The following is a 22,522-nucleotide window of genomic DNA, read 5'->3' as shown; positions in this document are numbered from 1 at the left end:
CGCTACGTTATAGCTTTACAAAGCTACTGCGGTACTGCAGGGTGCCGTTCGAGAGCTGCAGCAGGTATACGCCGGCGGGTAGCTCCTGCACCGTAACTTCCGGACTGGCCGGCGCGGTTAAGTGTACCCGTTTTACCAAGCGCCCCAGGCGGTCGTATACTTCGGCGATGGTGGGGGCAAAGTTCAGCTGATCAAAGTGGAGGGCGCCCGTTGTTGGGTTGGGATAAAGTATAGCTAGTTCCTGCTGCGGCACAGTTAGCGCCTGGTTGCGGACGTTCTGGGTTACCTGGAGCAGCAGCCAGCGGCCGGGGTCCACTTCCACGCTGGTAACTGTGCCGGGCACCTGCAGCACGTAAGTTTCTGTGGGCTGCTGCTGCGTTACCCGGATGGTCGTGTCGCCAGTGGTGGTGTGCAGGAGGTATTCCACATCGGTTTGGAAGAATGGTGTTTGGCTGCTGCCCGTTTGGTTTGCCTTGAGCAGCACGTAAGCGCCCTGCTGGTTCCATTCCAGCGCGAGCAGCGGAAAGCCGTTGCCGGCATACCATTGTTCGAAGAAATTGCCCAGCGATAGGCCCGTTGTTTGCTCAAATACGCGCTGCAAGTCGGCAGTGGTAGCGGTGCGGCCGCTAAACTCCTGCTGGTAGCGGCGCAGGGCCTCAAAGAAGAGCGCATCATTCTGAATGGCAAACCGCAGCATGTGTACCACCGATGCCGCTTTTTTATAAGTTAGCCGGTAATCGAAAATGCGGTTTACATTGGCCGTATCGGGAACCAGCACAGAACCGTCAGGCTTCTGAAAAGCATAGGTATGGGCGTTCTCCATCCAGTCCCGGGCCAGCGCAGGCCGGAACCGTTGCAACGACAGGTATTCGCCATAAGAAGCAAAGCCCTCGTTGAGCCAGATGTCCTGCCAGGAAGCGCAGGTTACATTATCGCCAAACCATTGGTGAGCCAGTTCGTGTGCGGTGAGGGTAAACTCGAAAGTGCTTTGCGTGGTCATGGTCTGGTGCTCCATGCCGCCGCCAATGGGTGCCATACTATGGCCATACTTCTCGGCAGCAAAGGGGTAGTGCGTGAACAGCTCCGAATAATTTTCGATGAAGGGGCCTGTCAGATCGATCTCCGCTTTATACTTGTCCAGCGCGCCACCCCGGTACACATAGTTCACGATCGGGATGGGCGTCGAAACGCCTTCCGGTCGGGCATACGTTACATACTCCTCGTAATTGGAAACAGCTACCGAAACAAGGTAATAGGCGATCGGGTAACGCGACTTCCACTCGTATCGCTTTTTGCCATTGGGCAGGTCCACGGTGCGGGTCAGGCGTCCGTTTGCCCCTACTTTATTGTCGGCGCTGGTGGTGACAAACACACTCACCGAATCGGCTTTATCGGAGAGCACCTGTTTGGTGGGCCACCATTCGTAGGCGGCGTAGGGTTCGCTCAGGCTCCAGGTAATCTGGTTGCCCCATGTCGGCTCCACAGCGGTGTTAAAGCCATTGCCGATGGCTGCGCTGGCATCGGCTGGCGCATTGCCGCTGTAAGTTATACTTACGGAGATTGCGCCATTGGCCGGCACAGCGGCAGGAAATGCAACAGTCACTTCACTGCCGTTGCGGGTTACCTTTTCTAATACCTGGGTTCCTGCGGTTACGCGTTCGATGGCGAAGTTCGGGTGCAGCTCCAAGGCAAAAGTGCTGAGCCCGCCGGCTTTTGCTTTGGCATTGATAGTCACCGTGCCGGCAATAAAGGTGCTGTTGCGCTCGAGTTGCAGGTCCAGTTTGTAGAAAGTGACATCATACTGGTTCATCAGGCGCTGGTGTGCCGCCGATACGACGGCTGTGCGCTGGCCGGAAGCGCTGCCACGCGCAAGTGCACAGGAACTGATGGCCTGCGCCTTAACGGCTGCATTGCCGAGCCCGAACACAAGGCAAAAGTACAGGAGCAAGCGGATGGTGGTCTTCATAGCAGGCTGCATTTCAGAATAAAGGTATAACGCCTTGCCGCTTCATAAGATGCCGGGCAGCAAATTACCTTTGTGGATAGCAGCAAGGTTTGGCACTACTTGATGGCTTAATAACCTCCTGCTGAAGCGGAAGGCAATTACTGCACAGGCGTAATAGTATAGCCTTGGCTGCGCAGCAGGTTCAATAGCCCGTTTTCGCCTGCCAGGTGCCCAGCCCCAACAGCAAAGAAGGTACTATGGATCTTTGCCTCTCGCTCCATTACGGGTATCCAGCGCTTGTTGCGGTTCGTTAGGAAGGTTTGCTCGTATTGTGTATACTCCTCCGGGTCCATCTCCGCCCGGGTAAGCTCGGTTAATCCCTGTAGGTCCTGGGCCAGGTATAAGGCGACCATCTTGCGGTACGAAGCCTTAGCTTCGGGCAGGTTCTGCAACGTCTTCAGCAGCATGGCTGTCTGCGCTCCGGCAGACTGCTGGTCCATGGCCTGCAGCTGTTCCTGTACGGTTTCCACGCCGATCACCTCTTTGCCTTGCGCATGCGCCATGTCCAGCAGGTGCTGCTCATAGGATTCGGCCCGGCAATCGGTTAACTCGGCCAGCAGCAGCGACTGCAGCATAAACGGCTTCATGTTGTCGAGGTAACGGATATTCATACCTGTGCTTTTGCTGAAGTGCTCGGAGAGAAGCTGGTAATCCTCGGAAGAAAACAACGTCCGCAGGCTTTGCCCTTCGGGCAGTTTCACGTGCTGCATCATCTCGGCCATAAAGTTGGGCGCGTCCATATCCACTTCCAATGACAGTTGCTCGGCTTCCTGCAGCTTTGCCTTTACATGTGCGGGCATTACAAAATCTTGTGGACAGATGGCGTGGATCGTACCAAACAGGTAAGACGGTTTCTGTAGGCCATTGCCTTCTATCTGCCATAACAGGGCATTGGCGGTTGTGTTGCCGCCTGCTACTGCCTGCACAACTCCTGAAAGGCCAAGAAAGCAGTATAAAAGAAGCAGTAGAGCTGCCCTTCGGGAGTGTTGGTACATATGAGGGAAAGAGTAAGATGCTAGCGCAAGATAAAAGGTATACGCTTTATATACTATAGCCGGCTGCTACAAGTAAATAAAGCTTTTAAATTGGAGAGCCTGGCAGCCGGTTGTCTACGAGTAGGAGGGCAAAAACATGTGCTTGAAAAAGCTGCGTGGGTAGTGCGTAGGAGCGTCTATAACAGTAGGTATAGCTGCCCTGCTCTGGAAAGTATACCCCTGAAAATTCTGCTGTTTTATAATGCAATATTTTTATTTTGGATCTTTTGTAGTGCGAGCTAAGAGTAGGCTTGTAGGAGGCATCCCGGCTTTTGCGCATGTTTGCCTTTCCTTAAGCGATAAGGCGGCCTCTATAAAGGGCTATTCCTTCAAGGCGTTTGTCCTGAAGATCAGGCGTATTACTTTCCATGGGGATGAAGAGCCTACTTTTTGATTTTAGGGTTTAATTTAAATTATGGTTAAGCTCTTCACTGATTGGGGAAGCGTTGCCGCGGTAAATTTATAATTGCTAATTTCGAATACTGAGGCTCCTTCTTGTAAGAAATTAGTAATATAGCTGCATGGCGGTATGTTGCTTTAAAATTATATATCCGTAAATGCATATATTGTAATTGATAAGGCGAAATAATGCGGTCGTATGCCGTGTAAGGATGATGGGCTTAATTGTATAAAAGCAGTATGGGGCTTTTCTGGAGATAAAAAAGCAGGTCATGCCTTTTTTGCATTAGTTATATTCCTACCTATATTTGATTTACAACTATTCTAACCTTATTTAATTAATCTAAACAACTAGTATGAAGAGAAGTCTATTAATTTGTTTGGCTTTGATGTTCGCCCTGCTGCAACAGGCGATGGCGCAAAGCAAAACAGTGTCGGGGAAAGTAACCGATCAGGCAACCGGACAAGGTCTGCCGGGAGTATCGGTTGTCGTGAAAGGAACTACAGTAGGGACAGCTACCGGTGCAGATGGTGGGTATACGGTTAACGTGCCGGCTAATGGCAGTACCCTGGTTTTTCGTTTCATTGGTTACAAATCCGTGGAGCGTCCTATTGGCAATGAAAGCACGATCAATGTAGGGCTTGGTGTTGACAACAAGCAGCTGGAAGAAGTAGTGGTAACAGGTTATCAGACTAAAACAAAAGAAGACTTATCTTCAGCGATATCTGTTGTAAACTCAAAAGAACTGGAGCAACGACCTAACCCTTCTATTGACCAGTTATTGCAAGGTAAAGCAGCAGGTGTGCAGGTAACAGCTGTTAATGGTAAGCCAGGGGCTAATGCCTTTATCCGTATCAGAGGTACAGGCTCTATCAGTGGTAGCAATGATCCGCTATTAGTTGTAAATGGTGTGCAGATCCCAGATAACATGGCGGATCAGTTCTTTACCAGCATAAACGCAAACGACATCGAAAGCATTTCTGTGCTGAAAGATGCTGCTGCGGCTTCAATCTATGGTGCAAGAGGTTCAAACGGTGTTTTGGTGGTTACTACCAAGAACGGAGCTAAATCAAATGGGCAGATTACTTACCGCTTCTTGACGGGTGTGAACGAAAAAATTCCGGATAACTTTGACATGATGAATGCTGCACAGAAACTGCAGTATGAATATGATCTGGGATACGAAAACTCTGACTTTTCAAACTACCTGCAGAGTAATGACTTCCCTAACACTGCAAACTTGTTTAACATTACAGATGCAGAGCGGCAGGCTGGTTGGAATTCTTTGATCGCACAAAGCCACGACTGGAAAGATGATATCCTTCAGAGCGGTAAGATCACATCTCATCAGCTTTCATTTGGTGGTAACACAGACAAATCAAACTACTACTTCTCTTTGCAGAAGTATGACCAGGAAGGATTAACAAAAGGTTCAGTATTCAACAGATACACTGGTACCTTAAATGTAAGTTCGCAGATAAAATCCTGGTTGAGAGTAGGTAATGCGTTAACATTGGGTCATACTAAGACTAATGAGCTAAGAGACCGCTACAATGCACAAAACCCATTTTATGCTATTTATGCTTACAACCCATATGAGCCTGCCTATTTAGAGGATGGTTCCGTTAACTACACCAGCCAGGGATTTCCGATTCTAGAAGCCCTGGAGAATAACCCTGAAGAGCGTAAGTATATGAGCGGTTTGAACTCTTTTAATGTTGATGTTACTCCCCTGAAGGGTTTAATACTTTCTTCAAAACTGGGTTTGACCTTAAACGACTATTCTAGAACATCTTTCCTTAAGCCAGGCTCTGTGCTGGACCTATATGTAGGTGACCCAACTGCAAGAGGTACTAAAGTTGATAACGGATCAAGAGAATTCGCTTACGACTGGATCAACTCTGCTCGTTACGAGTTCAACGTGGGTGAGAAGCATAACTTCGGTGTTCTGTTATTTCAGGAATTCCAGAAAGACCAGTTTAGTAGCTACTCTTTGTCTAAGAAAGGCTTTGCAAATGGTAACCTGAGCACACAAGACAACGGAGCTGCCAATACAGGTACAAACTCTACTACAGCTGCAGATTGGGCAATCTCTTCTTTAGCCGCTAACCTGGAGTATAACTTTAACAAACGTTACTACTTAACAGGGAGCCTGCGCAGAGACGGTTCTTCCCGATTCGGTTCTGATAACAAGTACGGTACTTTCTGGTCTACAAGTGCTTCATGGCTGGTAACACAGGAAAACTTTATGCAGCAGTATGATTGGCTGACTGTATTGAAGTTAAGAGCATCAGTAGGTACAGTAGGCAACTTTGCAGGTATTGGCAATTACCAGTCGCTGGGCCTCTACGGATTTGGCAAGTACAACAACTTGCTGACATCATTTCCTAGCCAGGTAGCTAACCCAGCACTTTCTTGGGAAAGCAAACTTAAGAGAGACATTGGTCTTGATTTTGAACTGTTCAAGTCTCGGTTTGCTGTTAGCTTAGACTACTATAATGAAACAACTGAAGACCTGCTCCTGAATACCCCTATCTCCAGAACAACGGGTTTCTCTACAGTAACAAGAAACATCGGTTCTGTTCAGAACAAAGGGCTTGAGGCTGCTTTGAATGTTGACATCATAAGAAACAGCTCCCTTACCTGGTCATTCAATGGTAATATCACTTTCAACAAAAACGAAGTGAAGACACTGAACGAAGGGCAGGAAGAAATTGTAACGAACGGCATTGGTGTATTTCGGCCAGGTTATGCTTACGGGACTTTCAAACTAGTACGCTATGCAGGAGTAGATCCTCAAACGGGAGAAGCACAGTACTATTCTAAAGATGGCGAGGTTACAAAAACGTATTCTTCATCTGATGCGGTTATCCTGGACGGGAAAAGCCCGAACCCTAAATTCTATGGTGGGTTTGGTACTACTATAGCCTGGAAAGGGATCGATTTCTCTGCTAATGCAAACTTCGTGTCAGGAAACTATGCACTGAACTATGTGAAGAATGACTTGGTATCCTGGGGAGATCTTTACTACCAGAACCTGAGCACCGATGCTTTGAACTACTGGAAGAAACCAGGTGATGTAAACGTGTTACCGGCTGCAAATGGAGAGAATGTTACTTATACAACAGACCTTTACCTTGAAAAAGCTTCGTTTTTGCGCCTGAGAAACCTGACATTAGGTTACACTGTGCCCAAAGCATTGACAGAGAAGATCAAGATGCAGTCGCTGCGTGTTTATGTACAAGGCCAGAACCTGCTGACTTACAATCCGCATTACTTCGGCGACCCTGAGGTAGGTTACGGAAGTGAGGAATCTGGACTTACCCAGGTAGGACAAGCTTCTCTGTACAGCTATCCACAAACACGTCAGTTCTCTTTCGGTGTTGATGTAAGCTTTTAATTAACGGTTAAAGTAAATTAAAGAAATAATGAAAAGATTTTTATATCTGTTAGCCTTAGGTTTATTACCACTGGCTAGCTGTGACAATGAATTGATGCTTGAGCCGTATAACTCGATTAGTACTCCGCAGGCATTCAAAACAGAGTCTGATTTTAGTAATGCTATCAGAGGTGCATACGCAGGATTGAGAGGTTCTAGTTATTATGGTGGGCAGGATGCTGGCTCCATGATCATTACCCCAGATATTCTAGCCGATAATCTAATTATTAACTCACAAGGTAGAAAGTCTCAGCAGACTTACTTCAACTACAACTATACGCCGAATGGCACATGGGGTGGTTTATGGAACGATGCCTATACTACTATCAACAGAGCCAACTTCATTCTTGAGAACATTGATAACCTATCGGATGGTGATTTCAAGAACAACGTAAAAGCAGAAGCCCTGGCTCTAAGAGGACTTGCTCACTTTGATTTACTTCGTGTGTTTGCGGCAAGATACGAAGGCGCTACAGACTCTAATTTGGGTGTGCCTTACGTAACTTCAACAGATCCTAACCAGTTGCCTTCCAGAACGTCACTGAAAGAGTCTTACAATAATGTGGTGAGCGACCTTACTACTGCTGCGCCAATGATTGGAGCTTCAAATGGTTTAGGACGCCTGAACACAGCTGCGGTTAATGCCCTGCTTGGCAGAGTTTACCTGTACATGGGGCAGTGGCAAAATGCAGCAGATGCTTCTACTGCCGCGCTACAGGCAGTGCCGGCAGCAAACGGCTTAGCTTCCATTGCAGAATTTCCTGCCGTATGGATGGATGCTTCTGAAAAAGGAGTGCTGTTTAAAGTGAAGATTGTTGATGCGGACGCTACACCAGTTGGCGTTGGTTATGGACAGGCAAGCCCTGCTGGTGTACGTCCTGAGTACACGCCAACGTTCGAGCTGGTTAACGAGTACACGTCATCTGATGTGCGTAAGAATGTTTACATCGGGCAGACGAAGTTTAACGGCTTTGACTTTAACTATGTGAAGAAATACGCTGGCAGAGCTTCGGGCAACGCGAACGTAGTGGATGTAAAAGTAATCAGAACAGCGGAAGTGTACCTGAACAGAGCGGAAGCTTATTACAACCTGGGCATGTACGACAAGGCGCTGAATGACCTGAACATGATCAGAAGCAACCGTTATGCAGACTTTAATGCAGCAACAGCTACTGAAACAGGTCAAAATTTATATGATGCAATTCTGAAGCAGAGAAGACTAGAGCTTGCTTTCGAAGGACACCGCTTCTTTGATCTGAAGCGCCTTGGCTTACCAGTAGAGCGCTCTACTTCTGGTGACCGAATAGATGGTACCGGTGCAGCGCCGGCCGTTGCAGGTATCCCTGCTGGAAGCTCGCTGTTCCAGTTGCCAATTCCTCAGTACGAGATCGATGTAAACGATAACATCACTCAGAATGACGGATACTAGTTATCGGATTGTATGTAATTAGGAGACTCCCAGGCTATGAAAATAGTTTGGGAGTTTTTTTCCCATCTGCTAGACGAATTCTCCTGGAAAGAATTGATTGCTTCCAGCCATTGGTAGTAGCCATTGGTAGTGTTTTCACCAACAATATATTCTATAGCACCTACATTAAGGAATCATAACCTGGCATAAAGTAAATTAAAAACCTAAGTATGCCGGAATAATAGCATCACTATCCTGCCAATTCCGCAACGCGAGCTGGACATCAACCCATCGCTGGAACCAAATCCAGGTTACTAGAAATTGTAATTAAGCTTATCCGGGAAGGGGTAGACAGTTTGTCTACCCCTTCCTTTTTTTATAGGGATTATCTGTTCGTTGAATCAATTATAAGCGGAATACACCCGTCAAAATTTAAAGCCCGCCTGGCAAATGCTACGTCCTGGCAGTATTGCCCGCACGCCCCGCTTGTCCTTTCTGTTTGGTTTGCAAAAATTTCTGCAAAGATCACACGCTCCCTACCAACTGTCAGGTTGAAGAATGAGCTCATAAAAGTATGGTGGTCGTAGCTACACCTTTTGCGTCATTCTCGCTGTTTGTGTGGTAATCATCTTTAAATGGTTCTATTAAGCGATTCTGCAGTAAAAGTAATGTTATAATTATATATATTAAATAAATTATATTAAAACTCGGGTATAGTCTAAAATTTATATATTATATAGTATAACTAATTATCTGTATATAAATAATATAGGCTACAATTGGTGTATTTCAATTTAAATAATCATTTATAGGTTACATTATATGCTGGTTGTGCGTATACTTCTTCAAATTATGTTGTACAATATTGTTTGCATTCATTTTTTTCTTATTTACCTTTGAATAGCATCTTATTAAGCATAAATATTTATATTCCAATTTTTCTATCTTTAATTAACCAAAACTACTAGTATGAAAAGAAGTCTACTAATCTGTTTTGCTTTGATGTTCGCCTTGCTGCAACAGGCGATGGCGCAGAGCAAAACAGTGTCGGGAACAGTAACCGACCAAGCAACTGGCCAGGGGCTGCCAGGTGTTTCCGTAATTGTGCAAGGATCTACAGCCGGTACGGCTACCGGTGCAGACGGCAGCTATACCCTGAATGTGCCCGCAGAAGCTACTACCTTAATATTCCGCTATATTGGCTACAGCACCAAAGAAGTGGCAATCGGCACCAACACTGTGCTGAATGTTGCATTGGGCGTGGATAACAAGCAGTTAAGCGAGGTTATCATTACAGGTTATGGCACAACCAATACCCTGCAGAATACGGGCGCTGTGGCACAGGTAAAAGGAGCCGAGATCGAGAACATCCCGATGGCTTCGGTGGATAAAGCGCTGCAGGGCCGCGTAGTGGGTTTGCAATCGGTGGGCGCTTCCGGGCAACCGGGTTCTGCGCAGCAGATCCGCATCAGAGGGATCGGTTCCATCACGGGTTCTTCAGAGCCGCTGTATGTGGTGGATGGGGTGCCGATCAACTCAGGCGACTTGTCGCGGAACACGACCACGGCCAACGCATTGGCAGGCATCAACCCAAATGACATTGAAAGCATTAACGTGCTGAAAGATGCTTCTGCTGCTTCTATTTATGGTTCCAGAGCTGCCAACGGTGTAATTGTGATCACGACCAAGAGCGGTAAAGCCGGCAAGACCAAAGTTAGCCTGGATGCAGAGTATGGCGTATCGAAACGAGCATACTACAACGACAATACACGCCCGCTGACCACTGCTGAAAACATCGAACTGTTAGGAGAGGCCTTAAAGAATGATGGCTACTGGGAAGCTTATGGCCTAAACGAGGAGAATATCGGTGATTTCTTAAACGAGAACTTCGGCCTAGACCCTGCTATCAACTCCAACTGGGAAGATGCGACCAAGCGTACCGGGCATACACAGCAATATAACCTGGCTGTTACCGGTGGCAGCGAGAAGACGCAGTTCAGCGTATCTGGCGGTTATTATAACCAGGAAGGCACGGTGATCAAGTCTGAATTCGAAAGATATTCCACAGGCCTTAACCTGCAGCACACGCTTAACGACAAGCTGTCTTTTGGTACGAACCTGCTCTTCTCCAACTCGACGCAAAAAGGCCCGCTTAACAGTGGCTACTTTGCTAACCCGGTGATGGCGTCGCTGTTTCTGATGCCTTCGCTGGCGCTGGATTCCCGTCCGCAGGCGCCCTTCAACCCGCTGCTCCTGGCCGATCTGGATAAGAACAATAGCAATATCCTGAAGACCATTGGTAGCATTAACGGCGAGTATAAGATCCTGCCAGGGCTTTCCTTTACCACCAAGTATGGTATTGACTTCAACAGCCTGGAAGAAGACAATTATCAGAACCCATTCTATGGGGATGCGGAGTCTACCCAGGGAAGCTCTACCCGCTACTATACCCGTTATTTTAACTGGGTTTGGACAAACCTGCTGAACTATACCTGGGATATCAACAAAGACAATACCTGGCTGCTGAACCTGAAAGGTGGTTACGAAGCGCAGAAGTCTTCTATTTACACAGCCTCTGTTTATGCCGAGAACATGCCCCAGAACACGGACTTTACTGTGCCTTCTGTTGGCGCAACTCCGATCACGGCAAATGGCGCGAACGAAGGCTACTCGTTTGCCTCTATGTTAGCCCTGGGCGATATTTCGTACAAAGGCAAGTATGTGCTGTCGGGTAGCTTCCGAAGAGACGGTTCTTCCCGTTTCGGATCCGATAACAAGTATGGTAACTTCTGGTCGGTAGGTGCCAGCTGGAACATGGATCAAGAAAGCTTTATACAGGACCTGGATTTCATAAACCAGTTGAAGTTAAGAGCCTCTTACGGGGTGAATGGTAACGCCGGCATCGGTAACTATGTATGGCGCAGGTTGTATTCGTACACCAGCACCTACGGGGGCTCGGTGGCGGCTGTGCCATCGTCTTTGGGTAATGCCGACCTGACCTGGGAAAAGAACAAGCCTTTTGACGTGGGCGTGGATGCCAGTTTCTTTAACAACAGACTGAGCCTGAGTGCGGATTATTATTCCAGAGCAACATCAGACCTGTTGTTGGAGCGGCCGCTGTCGTTAACCACCGGCTGGGCAAGCAGGTTAGAGAATATCGGCGCCATGCGAAACAGGGGATTTGAATTAGCTATTTCAGGCACCCCGGTGCAGGTAGGTGATTTTAGATGGGATCTGAGCTTTAACTTTTCCAAAAACAAAAACAAGATCACAGAACTAAGCGTGGATAAGCAGCAGGTTTCGCCCTTTATCCGCCAGGTGGGCCAGGATGTTTACCAGTATTACATGCCGCTGTGGGCGGGCGTAGACCCGGCAGACGGAATGCCAACCTGGTATACAGATGCTTCAAAAGCAGAAACAACCAAAACGTATTCCAAGGCAGCCTACTCGTTAACAGGCAAATCTGCTTTGCCGAAAGCGTTTGGTAGCGCCGGTACTACCCTCACCTACAAAGGATTGTCGCTGGATGCCTTGTTCTACTACAACTTCGGCAACTATATTTATGACCCATACTACCAATACCTCAATAGTGGCGGTTGGTTCCTGGGTTCTTATAACCAGCGCGCCACACAGCTCGACAGATGGCAGCAGCCAGGTGACGAGGCCAGCGTGTCCAAGCTGTCGTATGACAATGATTACAGATTCCGCGCCGTATCCGATAAGATCCTCAACAAAGGTGATTTTATCCGCTTACGCGATGTGACCTTGGGCTATACTATTCCACAGGGCATCGTGAGCCGGCTTAAAATGTCGAGCCTGAGAGTGTATGCCCGTGGAGCAAACCTTTGGACCTGGGTGGCGGACGACAAACTGCCATACGATCCGGAAGCAGGTGGCGTAGGCGGCACAACAAATTTCGATATCAATGTTCCTAAAACAGTCACTTTTGGTGTTAATGTTGGCTTCTAATTAATCAGATGAATGAAAAATAGATATAAAATTTTGGTTTTAGCCGGACTGCTATCGGTAGGTAGTTTCAGTTCGTGCAAAGATGAGTTCCTGGATGAGGGCCCCTCTACAGGTATAAATGCTGATGAGGCCCTGCTGACAGATAATGATGTGCTGAGTGCGCTACGAGGCGCGTATGCAGGTCTTGCTACCGTTAACCTATATGGCACTTATCTGCCTGTTATGGGCGATATGCTGGCGGATAACCTGTATGTGGCTACGTCTAACTCCGGTTACTTCGGCGGCTTCTCCAGTTATAACTTCCTCAACAATAACGGCGATATCACCGATATCTGGTCCGGGGCTTATGATGTGATCAACCGGGCGAATGCCATTATCGATTCTAACCCAACCGTTACGGATCAGGCAGCTATCGACCAGTATAAAGGCGAGGCATATGCCATCCGAGCGCTGCTTTATTTTGAGCTGGTAAGGAATTTTGCTCGACCCTATAACGAAACGGCCGATGCCTCGCATCCGGGCGTTCCGCTTGTGCTGACGGCCTATGATTACAATGCCCAACCAGCACGCGCCACGGTAGCCCAGGTTTATGAGCAGATTGAGTCGGATTTGTCAAATGCCTACACGCTGATGTCGCCCGACCTTACGGTTATCCGTTTTTCCAAGTATGCAGCCAGAGCGCTGGATGCTGAAGTGAACCTGTATAAAGGAGATAATGCGTTGGCGCTGCAGTATGCCGAAGAAGTAATTAAAGATAGTGGTGTTGAGTTGCTGCCATACAATTCGGTGCTGGCCTACTGGGCTGAAACCGACGCCACAAAATTAGCAGGACTGGAGTCCCTGTTCGAGGTATCGGCTACGCAAACAGAGAACAATGGCGTAGATGAATATGCATATTACTTCAACCAGCAGGGATACGGACAGAACCTGGCCACGCCATCGCTTTATGAAACCTACGATTCAACCGATATCCGTCGGCAACTGATTACGGTGGGAGAAAGAGGCAGCGATGACCCGGCTTACATTGTGACCAAGTATAATGCAGTCTCCGGCGACATCGACGACAAAGTGGTGATACGCATGTCGGAAGTATACCTGATCGCTGCCGAGGCTGCTTACCGCACCGGCGATGAAGCCAAAGCGCTGGAATATCTGAATACGCTGGTAGCAGAGCGCGATCCTGAGTTAAAGTATACTTCTTCCGGCACCCAGCTGTTGGACGATATCATACTGGAGCGAAGAAAAGAGATGGCCTTTGAAGGCGACCGCTTTGCTACCTTGAACCGCCTGAAGGCAGACATCACCGGCAGAAAGCGATCACCTAACGTAGTGCCGTATACCGATGCAATCAGGGTGCTGCCTATTCCGCGAAATGAGATCACAGCCAACCCGAATATTGAACAGAACCCCGGCTGGTAATTTCCTCAACTGATAAAAGGTGAATAGCAGCATTTTGCGCTATTTACAAGCTGCTAAAAACCCTGCTGTTGTAAAACGGTGGGGTTTTTACATGTCAGGGTCAGTGGCAATAGTTTGCTGCAGCCTTATAAACGACACAGGCTATCAATAAAATCTGAAGCAGCTTTTGTATATTGTATTATCAACGAGTGGCTTATCATCAGAACGATTAACGATACGTGACATGAAATGCAAATCTTTATCTATCCTATTCCTGGTCCTGGCTGTCAGCACGCTCACCAGCTATACTTGTCGGGCCCAGATCTTTCTGGAGGAAGTAAACGGGAGGCCTATCCGGGTGGGCCAGTATGAAAATGTAGTTGGGTCACCTTACCTGCAGGACGAATGGCGCAAAGGCACCGTGAAGCTTGCTAACGGCGAGACATATCCGGATGTGGATCTGAAGTATGACCAGGTGCAGGACATCCCGCTTTTCCGGAATAAGGCTGGCGAAACGCTCGAGATCGTTCAGTCTGTGGCTGGGTTCACCATCACGTACTTAAAAGATGGCGCCCTCCAGGAGGCCGTTTTTCGCAATGGCTACCCGGGTATAAAAGGAGCGTCCAGAACCAGTTTTTATGAAGTGCTGGCCGAAGGCAAAGTGGACCTGTTGAAACGGACCAACAAGGTGATCCGGGAGGAGAAAGCCTATAATTCAGCCACCATCACAAAAAACATACTGCCGGTGGTCACCTACTATATCGCCCGGGAGGAACAACTGGTGAATATTAAAAATGACCGGAAATCGATTTTGGAAGCACTGGCCGACAAAGCACCCGAACTGGATGCTTATATCAAAAAAAATAAGCTGCGGCTGAAAGAAGATGCGGATCTGGCGCAGCTCATCAACTACTATAATTCCTTGCAATAAAGGTGTTCGCTTTTAAGTAGCAGCCCGGAACACTATATTGCAATATAAATATGGGCCGGGCCGGGAAATGATACCGGCTGTATACGGGAAGAGGGGAGCAGCAGCTTCCTCTTTTGTTTTACAAATGATCTAACATAACCTATGAACAAGTATAAACTTTATGTTCTTGTGGGGGCAACCTGCTTTGTTTCCGGGGCCTTTGTAACCAAACTGGCAGACGATAAAATAACCATTGCGGTGCTGCAGGATGCCCAGAAACTCATGGGGCTGCACTTTACCGACGCGCAGCTCGATTCTGCCACTTCGGAGGTGGAGGATTTCAGGAAGAGCTACGAGGCTATCCGCAAAGTGCCTTTGCCGAATAATGTGGCGCCTGCCCTGGTGTTTAACCCCATCCCGGTAGGCTATACGTTCGAGCAGCAGCGCCAAGCCTTTGAAGTAGCGACGCCTGACAACGTGAAACTCCCCAAAAACAGGGACGAGCTGGCTTTTTATACCATTCCGCAACTGGCACAGCTCATTCGCACCCGGCAGCTATCGTCTGTAGAGCTGACCACTTTTTACCTCAACCGCCTGAAGAAGTATGGCCCTAAGCTCGAGTGTGTCATTACCCTTACCGACGAGCTGGCCCTGCAACAGGCGCGCCAGGCAGACCAGGAAATAAAGGCAGGCAAGTATAAAGGGCTGCTCCACGGCATTCCGTTCGGGGTAAAAGATTTGCTTTCTACCCGCAAGTATAAAACCACCTGGGGCGCGATGCCTTACAAAGACCAGGTGCTTAACGAAGATGCCACGGTTGTAAAACGCCTGCAGGACGCCGGGGCAGTACTGGTTGCTAAAACCACCTTGGGTGCGCTGGCCATGGGCGATGTATGGTTTGGTGGCAAAACGCGCTCGCCCTGGGATATCACCAAAGGCTCCAGTGGCTCATCGGCCGGCTCGGCGTCGGCAGTGGCTGCCGGTCTGCTGCCTTTTGCCATTGGCACCGAAACACTGGGCTCTATTGTGTCGCCCTCTACCGCCTGTGGCACCACGGGGCTGCGACCTACCTTTGGCCGGGTGAGCCGGCATGGCGCCATGGCCCTGAGCTGGTCGATGGACAAGATCGGGCCCATCGCACGCTCGGCAGAAGATTGCGCCATTGTGTTCAACGCCATTTACGGCCCCGACGGGCAGGATCCTTCCGTATACGATGCGCCGTTCAACTATAACACAAGTATAAACCCCAGGAAGCTGCGCGTGGGCTACCTCAAGCAGGACTTTGAGAAGAAGTATGGCTTCCAGGAAAACGATTGGGCTGCTTTAAAGGTATTGCGTGATGCCGGCATCGAGCTGGTGCCGTTGGAGCTACCCGACCTGCCGGCAGGCGAGCTGGCCCTGACCATTTCGGTGGAGGGAGCGGCAGCCTTTGATGAGCTGACCCGCAGCGGCCGCGACAGCCTGCTGGTGCAGCAACATAAAAATGCCTGGCCTAACCTGTTTCGGTCTGCCCGGTTTGTGCCTGCCGTAGAGTATCTGCAGGCCCAGCGTGTGCGCACCTTGCTGGTGCAGCAAATGCAGGAAAAGCTCAAGGATGTGGATGTCTACATCAGCCCTTCTTTTGCCAGCCAAAACCTGGTGGTAACCAACCTGACCGGCCACCCGTGTGTGGTGGTGCCGAACGGCTTCCAGAAGAATGGCATGCCGACCACCATCACGTTTATGGGCAAGCTCTTTGGCGAGGCGCAGTTGCTGGCCTTTGCCAACTTCTACCAGGGATTGACCAATTTTGACGAGCAGCATCCGACGCTGGCCTTTGCGAATACGAAAACAAAGAAGCAGAAGGCAAAATAAACCGGTAGCCCCTGCCTGCGAAGTATAAAAAGCTGTTGCTGCATGTCCTTTTTATACTTTCCAGGCCGGGGTAACTGCCAACTTATACTTGAGCCGGCTTCTGCATAATCTTTCAGCTACCTTATACTTCGCTACTTATCAAATCACCCTTATAAACATTTATGATGCTATTGAAAAAACGAGCCATGGCGCTCATGGCCGGGCTGTTGCTGTGCGGTGGGGCACTGCAGGCGCAGAACACTAAAATGGTGCTCAGCGTGGAGAAAGTAATGCGCGACACAAAATGGAAGGGAACCTCTCCGAGTAATATCTTCTGGGCAGAAGATGGCAAAAAAATATACTTCGACTGGAACCCTGAAGGCAACCGCCAGGACTCTCTCTACAGCGTATCGGCTGACGGGAAGAACCTGAAGAAAGTGAGTGCCACCGAGCGGCGCAAGCTGCCCGCACCGGAAGGCAACTATAACCGGGCTCAAACCCGCAAAGTATACGAGAAGAACGGCGATATCTTTCTATATGATAGCAAGTCGGGCAAAGCGCAGCAGGTAACTGCTACCGTGGAACGGGAAAGCAGCCCAAGCTTCAGCTTTGATGAGCAGAAAGTAGTGTACCTGAAGGACAGTAACCTGTTTGCCTGGAACATCAGCAACGGCCAGACCCGCCAGCTAACCGATTTCCGGAAAGGCAGCAAGCCTGCCGCGGAGAGCAAAGACCCGCAGCGCGTCTGGTTGCGGGAGCAGCAACTGGCCCTGTTGCAGGTAGTGCGCGAGCGCGAGCAGGATAATGCCGCCCAAAAGCTGCAGCAGAAGCGCGATACGCCCACCCGGCCCAAAGAGATCTACCTCGAGGACAAAGCCGTAGGCAGCGTGACCCTAAGCCCGGACGAGCAGTTTGTAACCTACCAGCTGATCAGCCGCCCCAAAAACGCGAAAGTGGCAGTTGTGCCAAATTATGTGACCGCCTCCGGCTACACCGAAGATATTAACGCCCGCACCAAAGTAGGCGACGCACAAACCAGGTCTGAATTTTATGTGTACGACACCCGCCGCGACACCGCCTTTGCCGTGACGATGAAAGAGGTGGAAGGCATTTACGAGCAACCGGCCTACCTGCAGGCGCAGAAAGCCAAAGCATCGGCCACAAAGGAGCTGGACACGAAGGCAAAAAAGCCGGAAATGCGGCCAACGGTGATCTATGGCCCTTACTGGTCAGAAAACGGAAAGCATGCCGTGGTGGTGGCCCGCTCAGAAGATAACAAGGACCGCTGGATCATGACGCTGGAGCCCGCAACAGGCAAGCTGACCGTACTGGACCGCCAGCACGACGATGCCTGGATCAACGGCCCGGGCATCAGCTACGGCCCGGGTGATATTGGCTGGTTGCCTGATAATAAGCAGGTATGGTTCGAGTCTGAAGAGAGTGGTTATGCCCATCTCTATACCGCTGATATTACTACAGGCAAGAAAAAGGCGCTTACCAGCGGCAAGTATGAAGTATCGGCCGTCCGGTTATCGAAGGATAAAAAGCACTTCTACTTTTCCGCCAACAAGGTGCATCCGGGCGAGCAGCATTTTTACCGGCTGCCGGTGCAGGGCGGCGACATGGTGCAGCTCACCACTTTGCCGGGTGCCTCCGAGGTAACTTTGTCGCCGGATGAGAAAACGCTGGCCATCCGCTACTCCTACACCAACAAACCCTGGGAGCTGTATGTGATGGACAATAAAAAGGGTGCGAAGCCAAAGCAGGTGACGCACTCCACTACCCCAGAATTCGAGTCGTATGCGTGGCGCGATCCGGAAGTGATCTCCTTTAAAGCGCGCGACGGGCAGGAAGTATACGCCCGCGTATACCGCCCTGCCAAGCTGGAAACAAACGGCCCAGCTGTGGTCTTTGTGCACGGTGCCGGCTACTTGCAGAATGCCCACAAATGGTGGAGCAGCTACGAGCGCGAGTATATGTTCCATAACTTTCTGGCCGACCAGGGCTATACAGTAATGGATATCGATTACCGGGGCAGTGCAGGGTATGGCCGCGACGTGCGCACGGGCATCTATGAGTTTATGGGCGGCAAAGATTTAAACGATGAAGTGGATGGCGCTAAGTATTTGGCCAGCAAGTATAGCGTCGATCCGAAACGCATTGGCATCTATGGCGGCTCGTATGGTGGTTTCATGACGCTGATGGCCATGTTCACACAGCCCGATGTGTTTGCCGCCGGCGCAGCCCTGCGTTCGGTTACAGACTGGGCCCATTACAACCATGGCTATACATCCAACATCCTGAACACGCCCCAGACAGACAGCCTGGCTTACGCCAAAAGCTCACCTATTTACTACGCCGAGGGCCTGAAAGGTGCCTTGCTCATGTGCCACGGCATGGTAGATACGAATGTGCATTTCCAGGATATCGTACGCCTGTCGCAGCGCCTGATCGAACTGGGCAAAGAGAATTGGGAACTGGCCGTATACCCTGTGGAGAGCCACGGTTTTGTGGAGCCTTCGAGCTGGACAGACGAGTATAAGCGGGTGTATAAATTGTTTGAAGAGAACCTGAAGAAGAAGTAATTTATACTTGTTCCGCATAAAAAAGGCGTGTTACCTCTTCGGTAGCACGCTTTTTTATGCCTGAAGAGGAGAGTTGTTTTGTAGTGCATTACGGTTGTAATACCGGGAATATGCTATTCTGGAGAGGTGTCTAAAACTAAAACCTCGGTTTTACGAGGATATAAAAAGAAGGTTTTAAGTATTTTTTTTGTCTGGTTGAAGTATGGAAAATTAATGGTATGACATTAAGGGAGAATATTGCAATTATGTTTTGTGTATAGGTAAGTCAGTGAAAGTAAGTGTGTTGTTAGTGGGGAGCATCGCGATTTCTTGTAAAAAAAGCACCTTATAGTTTCAGCCTTGATTTTTTTTACACCCTTCTTCTTTTGCCAATGGCAAAGGGCTATATTTGGAAACAAATAATCTACTATTTTACTAATCAATCTATTTTACTTTTATGAGAAAAGTTCTATTATTAGGCTTGGTTATGTTCCTAACGCTTGTTAGTCAGGCGTGGGCACAAAGCCGGGTTGTTTCAGGAAAGGTGACTGACCAAGCCACCGGGGATGCGCTACCAGGCGTTGCAGTCCTTGTTAAAGGAACCACTGTAGGAACTGCTACTGGTGTAGATGGGGCTTACACAATCAATGTGCCAGCAAATGGTAGCACCTTAGAGTTTCGTTTCATTGGTTATACAACCCAGGAACGAGCAATCGGAAATGCTTCCACAATTAATGTGACCCTGAGCACAGACAACAAGCAGCTGCAGGAAGTGGTGGTTGTAGGATATGGTGTGAAAGAAGTGAAAGATGTGACAGGTTCTATTACCAGCATCAAAGCATCTACCATTGAGAACCAGCCGGTACAAAGTTTCGACCAGTCTCTTGCTGGCCGCGCAGCCGGTGTGCAGATCACGAATACCAGTGGTGTGCTGGCGGATGGCGTAACAGTACGTGTACGTGGTGTTGGCTCTATCTCTAACAGCTCACAGCCGCTTTATGTAATTGACGGTGTGCCAATGGCACAGGTGTCAAACCTGAACTCCTTCAACAGCGGTAACGGTACGCGCTACAACCCGCTTGCCGACTTGAACCCGAACGACATTCAGTCTATAGAAGTACTAAAAGATGCGGCTGCTTCTGCGCTTTATGGTTCGCGTGCAGCTAACGGCGTTATCCTGGTAACAACAAAAAGAGGTAAAGCAGGTACCTCAAAAATTACTTACGACTACTATACCGGCTTCCATGAAGTAGTTAACAGACCCGATATGTTGAATGGTGATGATTATATCGCGATTCAAAACGAAAAAGCGGCAAACCGTTTTGGTGCTGGTGATCCTAAGAGCATAATCGCTGGTAACGTAGACTTGAATGAAGATGGTGTTCCGGACAGAACAGACTGGTTGGATGAAATCTTCAGAAGAGGTACTGTACAGAACCACCAGCTCTCACTTTCCGGTGGTACTGAAAAAGCGTCTTACTATGGCTCTGCTACTTACGCTGACCAGCAGGGTGTTACAGAAGGCAACAGACTCAAAAGAGGTGGTGCCCGTCTGAACATCGATATTACTCCAAAGGATTGGGTTAAAGCAGGTCTCAGCACCAGCTTTACAAAGTCTCTTAACAATGGTATCCTTTCTGAAGGTTACCTGGCAGGTGCTGGTGTAGCTGGTTTCAACGCTGCTCCTAACGTGCCTGTTTATGGCAATGATGGCTTCTATTACCTGAACAGCCTTGGCTTGCTGGGCGATGGTGCGAACAACACCACCTACAAGCTCAATAACTTCTACCACCCGCTGGCTAACCTTCAGTTACAGCGTAACAACAACACGTCGCAGCGTATTTTAGGTAATGCTTACATCGAAGTACAGCCTATCAAAGATCTGAAAGTGACTTCAAAGTATGGTATTGATTACATCGACAACTTCGAAGACCAGTACAGCGACCCACGTATTGCCGGCCTTGGCAGAAGCTACAACGGCCTTGTGCAGACAAACAACCTGCGTCGTAACCAGTGGAACTGGTCAAACTATGCTACCTACAATAAACTGATTGCAGAGCAGCATAACATTTCAGCAACAGCTGGTCTGGAGTACCAGCAGGTTGATCAGTATTCTATCGGTGCTTACGCAGGCGACTTTGCTGATCCGTTCTTCAAAGATATCATTTCCGGTACTTTCTCTGAGCAGCTTGGTGCTGACGGTAGCAGAACACATAACGGATTTGATTCATACTTCGGCCGGTTGTCTTACGATTTCGGCAACAAGTATTATGCTGAGGCTGCTTTCCGTGCGGACGCTTTCTCTGGTTTTGGTATGGATAACAAGCGTGGTTATTTCCCTGCCGGTTCTATTGGCTGGAGAATTTCTGAAGAAAACTTCATGCACCAGTTCGAGTTCCTGGACGATCTGAAGCTGCGTGCCAGTTACGGTGTGGTTGGTAACTCCAATATCGCTGATTTTGCATCAAGAACACTATACGGTGGTGGCCTGTATGCTGAGCAGAACGGTTTGAGCCCGGTGCAGGTTGGTAACTCAAATCTTAAGTGGGAAACTTCTACGAAACTGGACATCGGTTTCGATATGTCTGTATTGAACAACCGCATTGGCGTTACATTCGACTACTTCTATAACGACATCTCTGACCTTGTGTTGAGAGCTCCGGTACTTAGAACTACTGGTATCCCTGGTGCAGCAGTAAGCACAAACATTGGCTCTATGTACAACAAAGGTGTTGAGCTATCGATCAACACAGTAAATATTGAAAATAATGGTTTCTCTTGGACCTCCAATTTCAACTTCTCTGCTGTGAAGAACGAAGTAACCAGCCTTTACAACGATGTACCAGTAGTTAGTGGTTCAAGCGAAGCGGCTGTTGGGTATGGTATCGGGGAGTTCAAACTGATCCGTTGGGCAGGTGTAAACCCAGCCAATGGTAACGCACAGTTCCTGGACAAAGATGGTGTGCTGAAGCAGTATGATCCGGCTACAAAGAAGTATTACCTGGCTGATGGTACTGAGACTTCAGACATCACTGCTAACGATGCTGTGTATGCAGGCAACCCATATCCGAAATGGTTCGGTGGCTTTGATAACACCTTCAAGTATAAAGGCTTTGATCTGGGTGTGTTCTTCCAGTACAGCGGAGGCAACAAGATCCTGAACACCACACGAGCCGGCTTGATGACCAATTATCTCAATAACAACATTGCTGAGATTAAGGACAGATGGCAGAAACCAGGTGATGAGACAAATGTTCCAAGATTGTACCTGCAGGATAACATCTCTACCCGTACTTCAACCAGATGGTTAGAAGATGGCGACTTCCTGAGATTACGTCAGGTGAGCCTTGGTTATAACCTGCCTTCTGCTGTAGTATCTAAGCTTGGTATCAACAATATCCGTGTGTATGGACAAGTACAAAATGCCTTTGTATGGACCAAATACTCTGGATCTGATCCCGAAGTTAACACGAACAGAAACGTGAACATTGCCTACGGTGTTGATAACCGTTCTATTCCGCAGGCTCGTAGCTTCACGTTTGGTGTAAATGTTGGTATCTAA

Annotated in this window: 10 protein-coding genes; 8 read left to right on the top strand and 2 right to left on the bottom strand. The window is 48.7% G+C overall.

The window, feature by feature from the left end; genetic code table 11:
* Positions 1-7 precede the first annotated feature (7 nt).
* Both LWL52_RS13860 and LWL52_RS13855 read right to left on the bottom strand, forming a co-directional pair.
* On the bottom strand, positions 8-1,966 hold the full coding sequence (locus LWL52_RS13860; RefSeq protein ID WP_242920903.1) for a M1 family aminopeptidase: 1,959 nt from the start codon (positions 1,964-1,966) through the stop codon (positions 8-10).
* A 137-nt stretch (positions 1,967-2,103) separates the two neighbouring features.
* The gene (locus tag LWL52_RS13855; RefSeq protein ID WP_242920900.1) at positions 2,104-2,931 is read right to left on the bottom strand and encodes a TraB/GumN family protein; all 828 of its coding nucleotides are present in this window, start codon (positions 2,929-2,931) and stop codon (positions 2,104-2,106) included.
* An 863-nt stretch (positions 2,932-3,794) separates the two neighbouring features.
* Here LWL52_RS13855 and LWL52_RS13850 point away from each other — a divergent pair.
* From LWL52_RS13850 to LWL52_RS13815, 8 genes are all read left to right on the top strand, one after another.
* On the top strand, positions 3,795-6,839 hold the full coding sequence (locus LWL52_RS13850) for a SusC/RagA family TonB-linked outer membrane protein (RefSeq protein ID WP_242920898.1): 3,045 nt from the start codon (positions 3,795-3,797) through the stop codon (positions 6,837-6,839).
* Between the two features lie 28 nt (positions 6,840-6,867).
* Positions 6,868-8,307: a RagB/SusD family nutrient uptake outer membrane protein gene (locus LWL52_RS13845; RefSeq protein ID WP_242920896.1), complete on the top strand. Its 1,440-nt coding sequence runs from the start codon at positions 6,868-6,870 to the stop codon at positions 8,305-8,307.
* A 948-nt stretch (positions 8,308-9,255) separates the two neighbouring features.
* A complete protein-coding gene (locus tag LWL52_RS13840) occupies positions 9,256-12,255 on the top strand; it encodes a SusC/RagA family TonB-linked outer membrane protein (protein ID WP_242920894.1) in 3,000 nt (999 codons plus the stop codon).
* A 12-nt stretch (positions 12,256-12,267) separates the two neighbouring features.
* Positions 12,268-13,674: a RagB/SusD family nutrient uptake outer membrane protein gene (locus LWL52_RS13835; protein WP_242920892.1), complete on the top strand. Its 1,407-nt coding sequence runs from the start codon at positions 12,268-12,270 to the stop codon at positions 13,672-13,674.
* Between the two features lie 223 nt (positions 13,675-13,897).
* Positions 13,898-14,584 (top strand): hypothetical protein, encoded by a 687-nt coding sequence (locus LWL52_RS13830; protein ID WP_242920890.1) that lies wholly within the window; start codon positions 13,898-13,900, stop codon positions 14,582-14,584.
* A 141-nt stretch (positions 14,585-14,725) separates the two neighbouring features.
* Entirely contained in the window at positions 14,726-16,417 is a 1,692-nt protein-coding gene (locus LWL52_RS13825; RefSeq protein WP_242920888.1) for an amidase, read from the top strand.
* A 161-nt stretch (positions 16,418-16,578) separates the two neighbouring features.
* Complete coding sequence (locus LWL52_RS13820) at positions 16,579-18,981, top strand: alpha/beta hydrolase family protein (protein ID WP_437179358.1); 2,403 nt, start codon at positions 16,579-16,581, stop codon at positions 18,979-18,981.
* Between the two features lie 436 nt (positions 18,982-19,417).
* The gene (locus LWL52_RS13815; RefSeq protein WP_242920886.1) at positions 19,418-22,522 is read left to right on the top strand and encodes a SusC/RagA family TonB-linked outer membrane protein; all 3,105 of its coding nucleotides are present in this window, start codon (positions 19,418-19,420) and stop codon (positions 22,520-22,522) included.

The sequence above is a fragment of the Pontibacter liquoris genome (assembly GCF_022758235.1).
In the GTDB taxonomy this organism is placed as follows: Bacteria; Bacteroidota; Bacteroidia; order Cytophagales; family Hymenobacteraceae; genus Pontibacter; species Pontibacter liquoris.
This window is presented reverse-complemented; position numbering and strand designations above follow the sequence as displayed.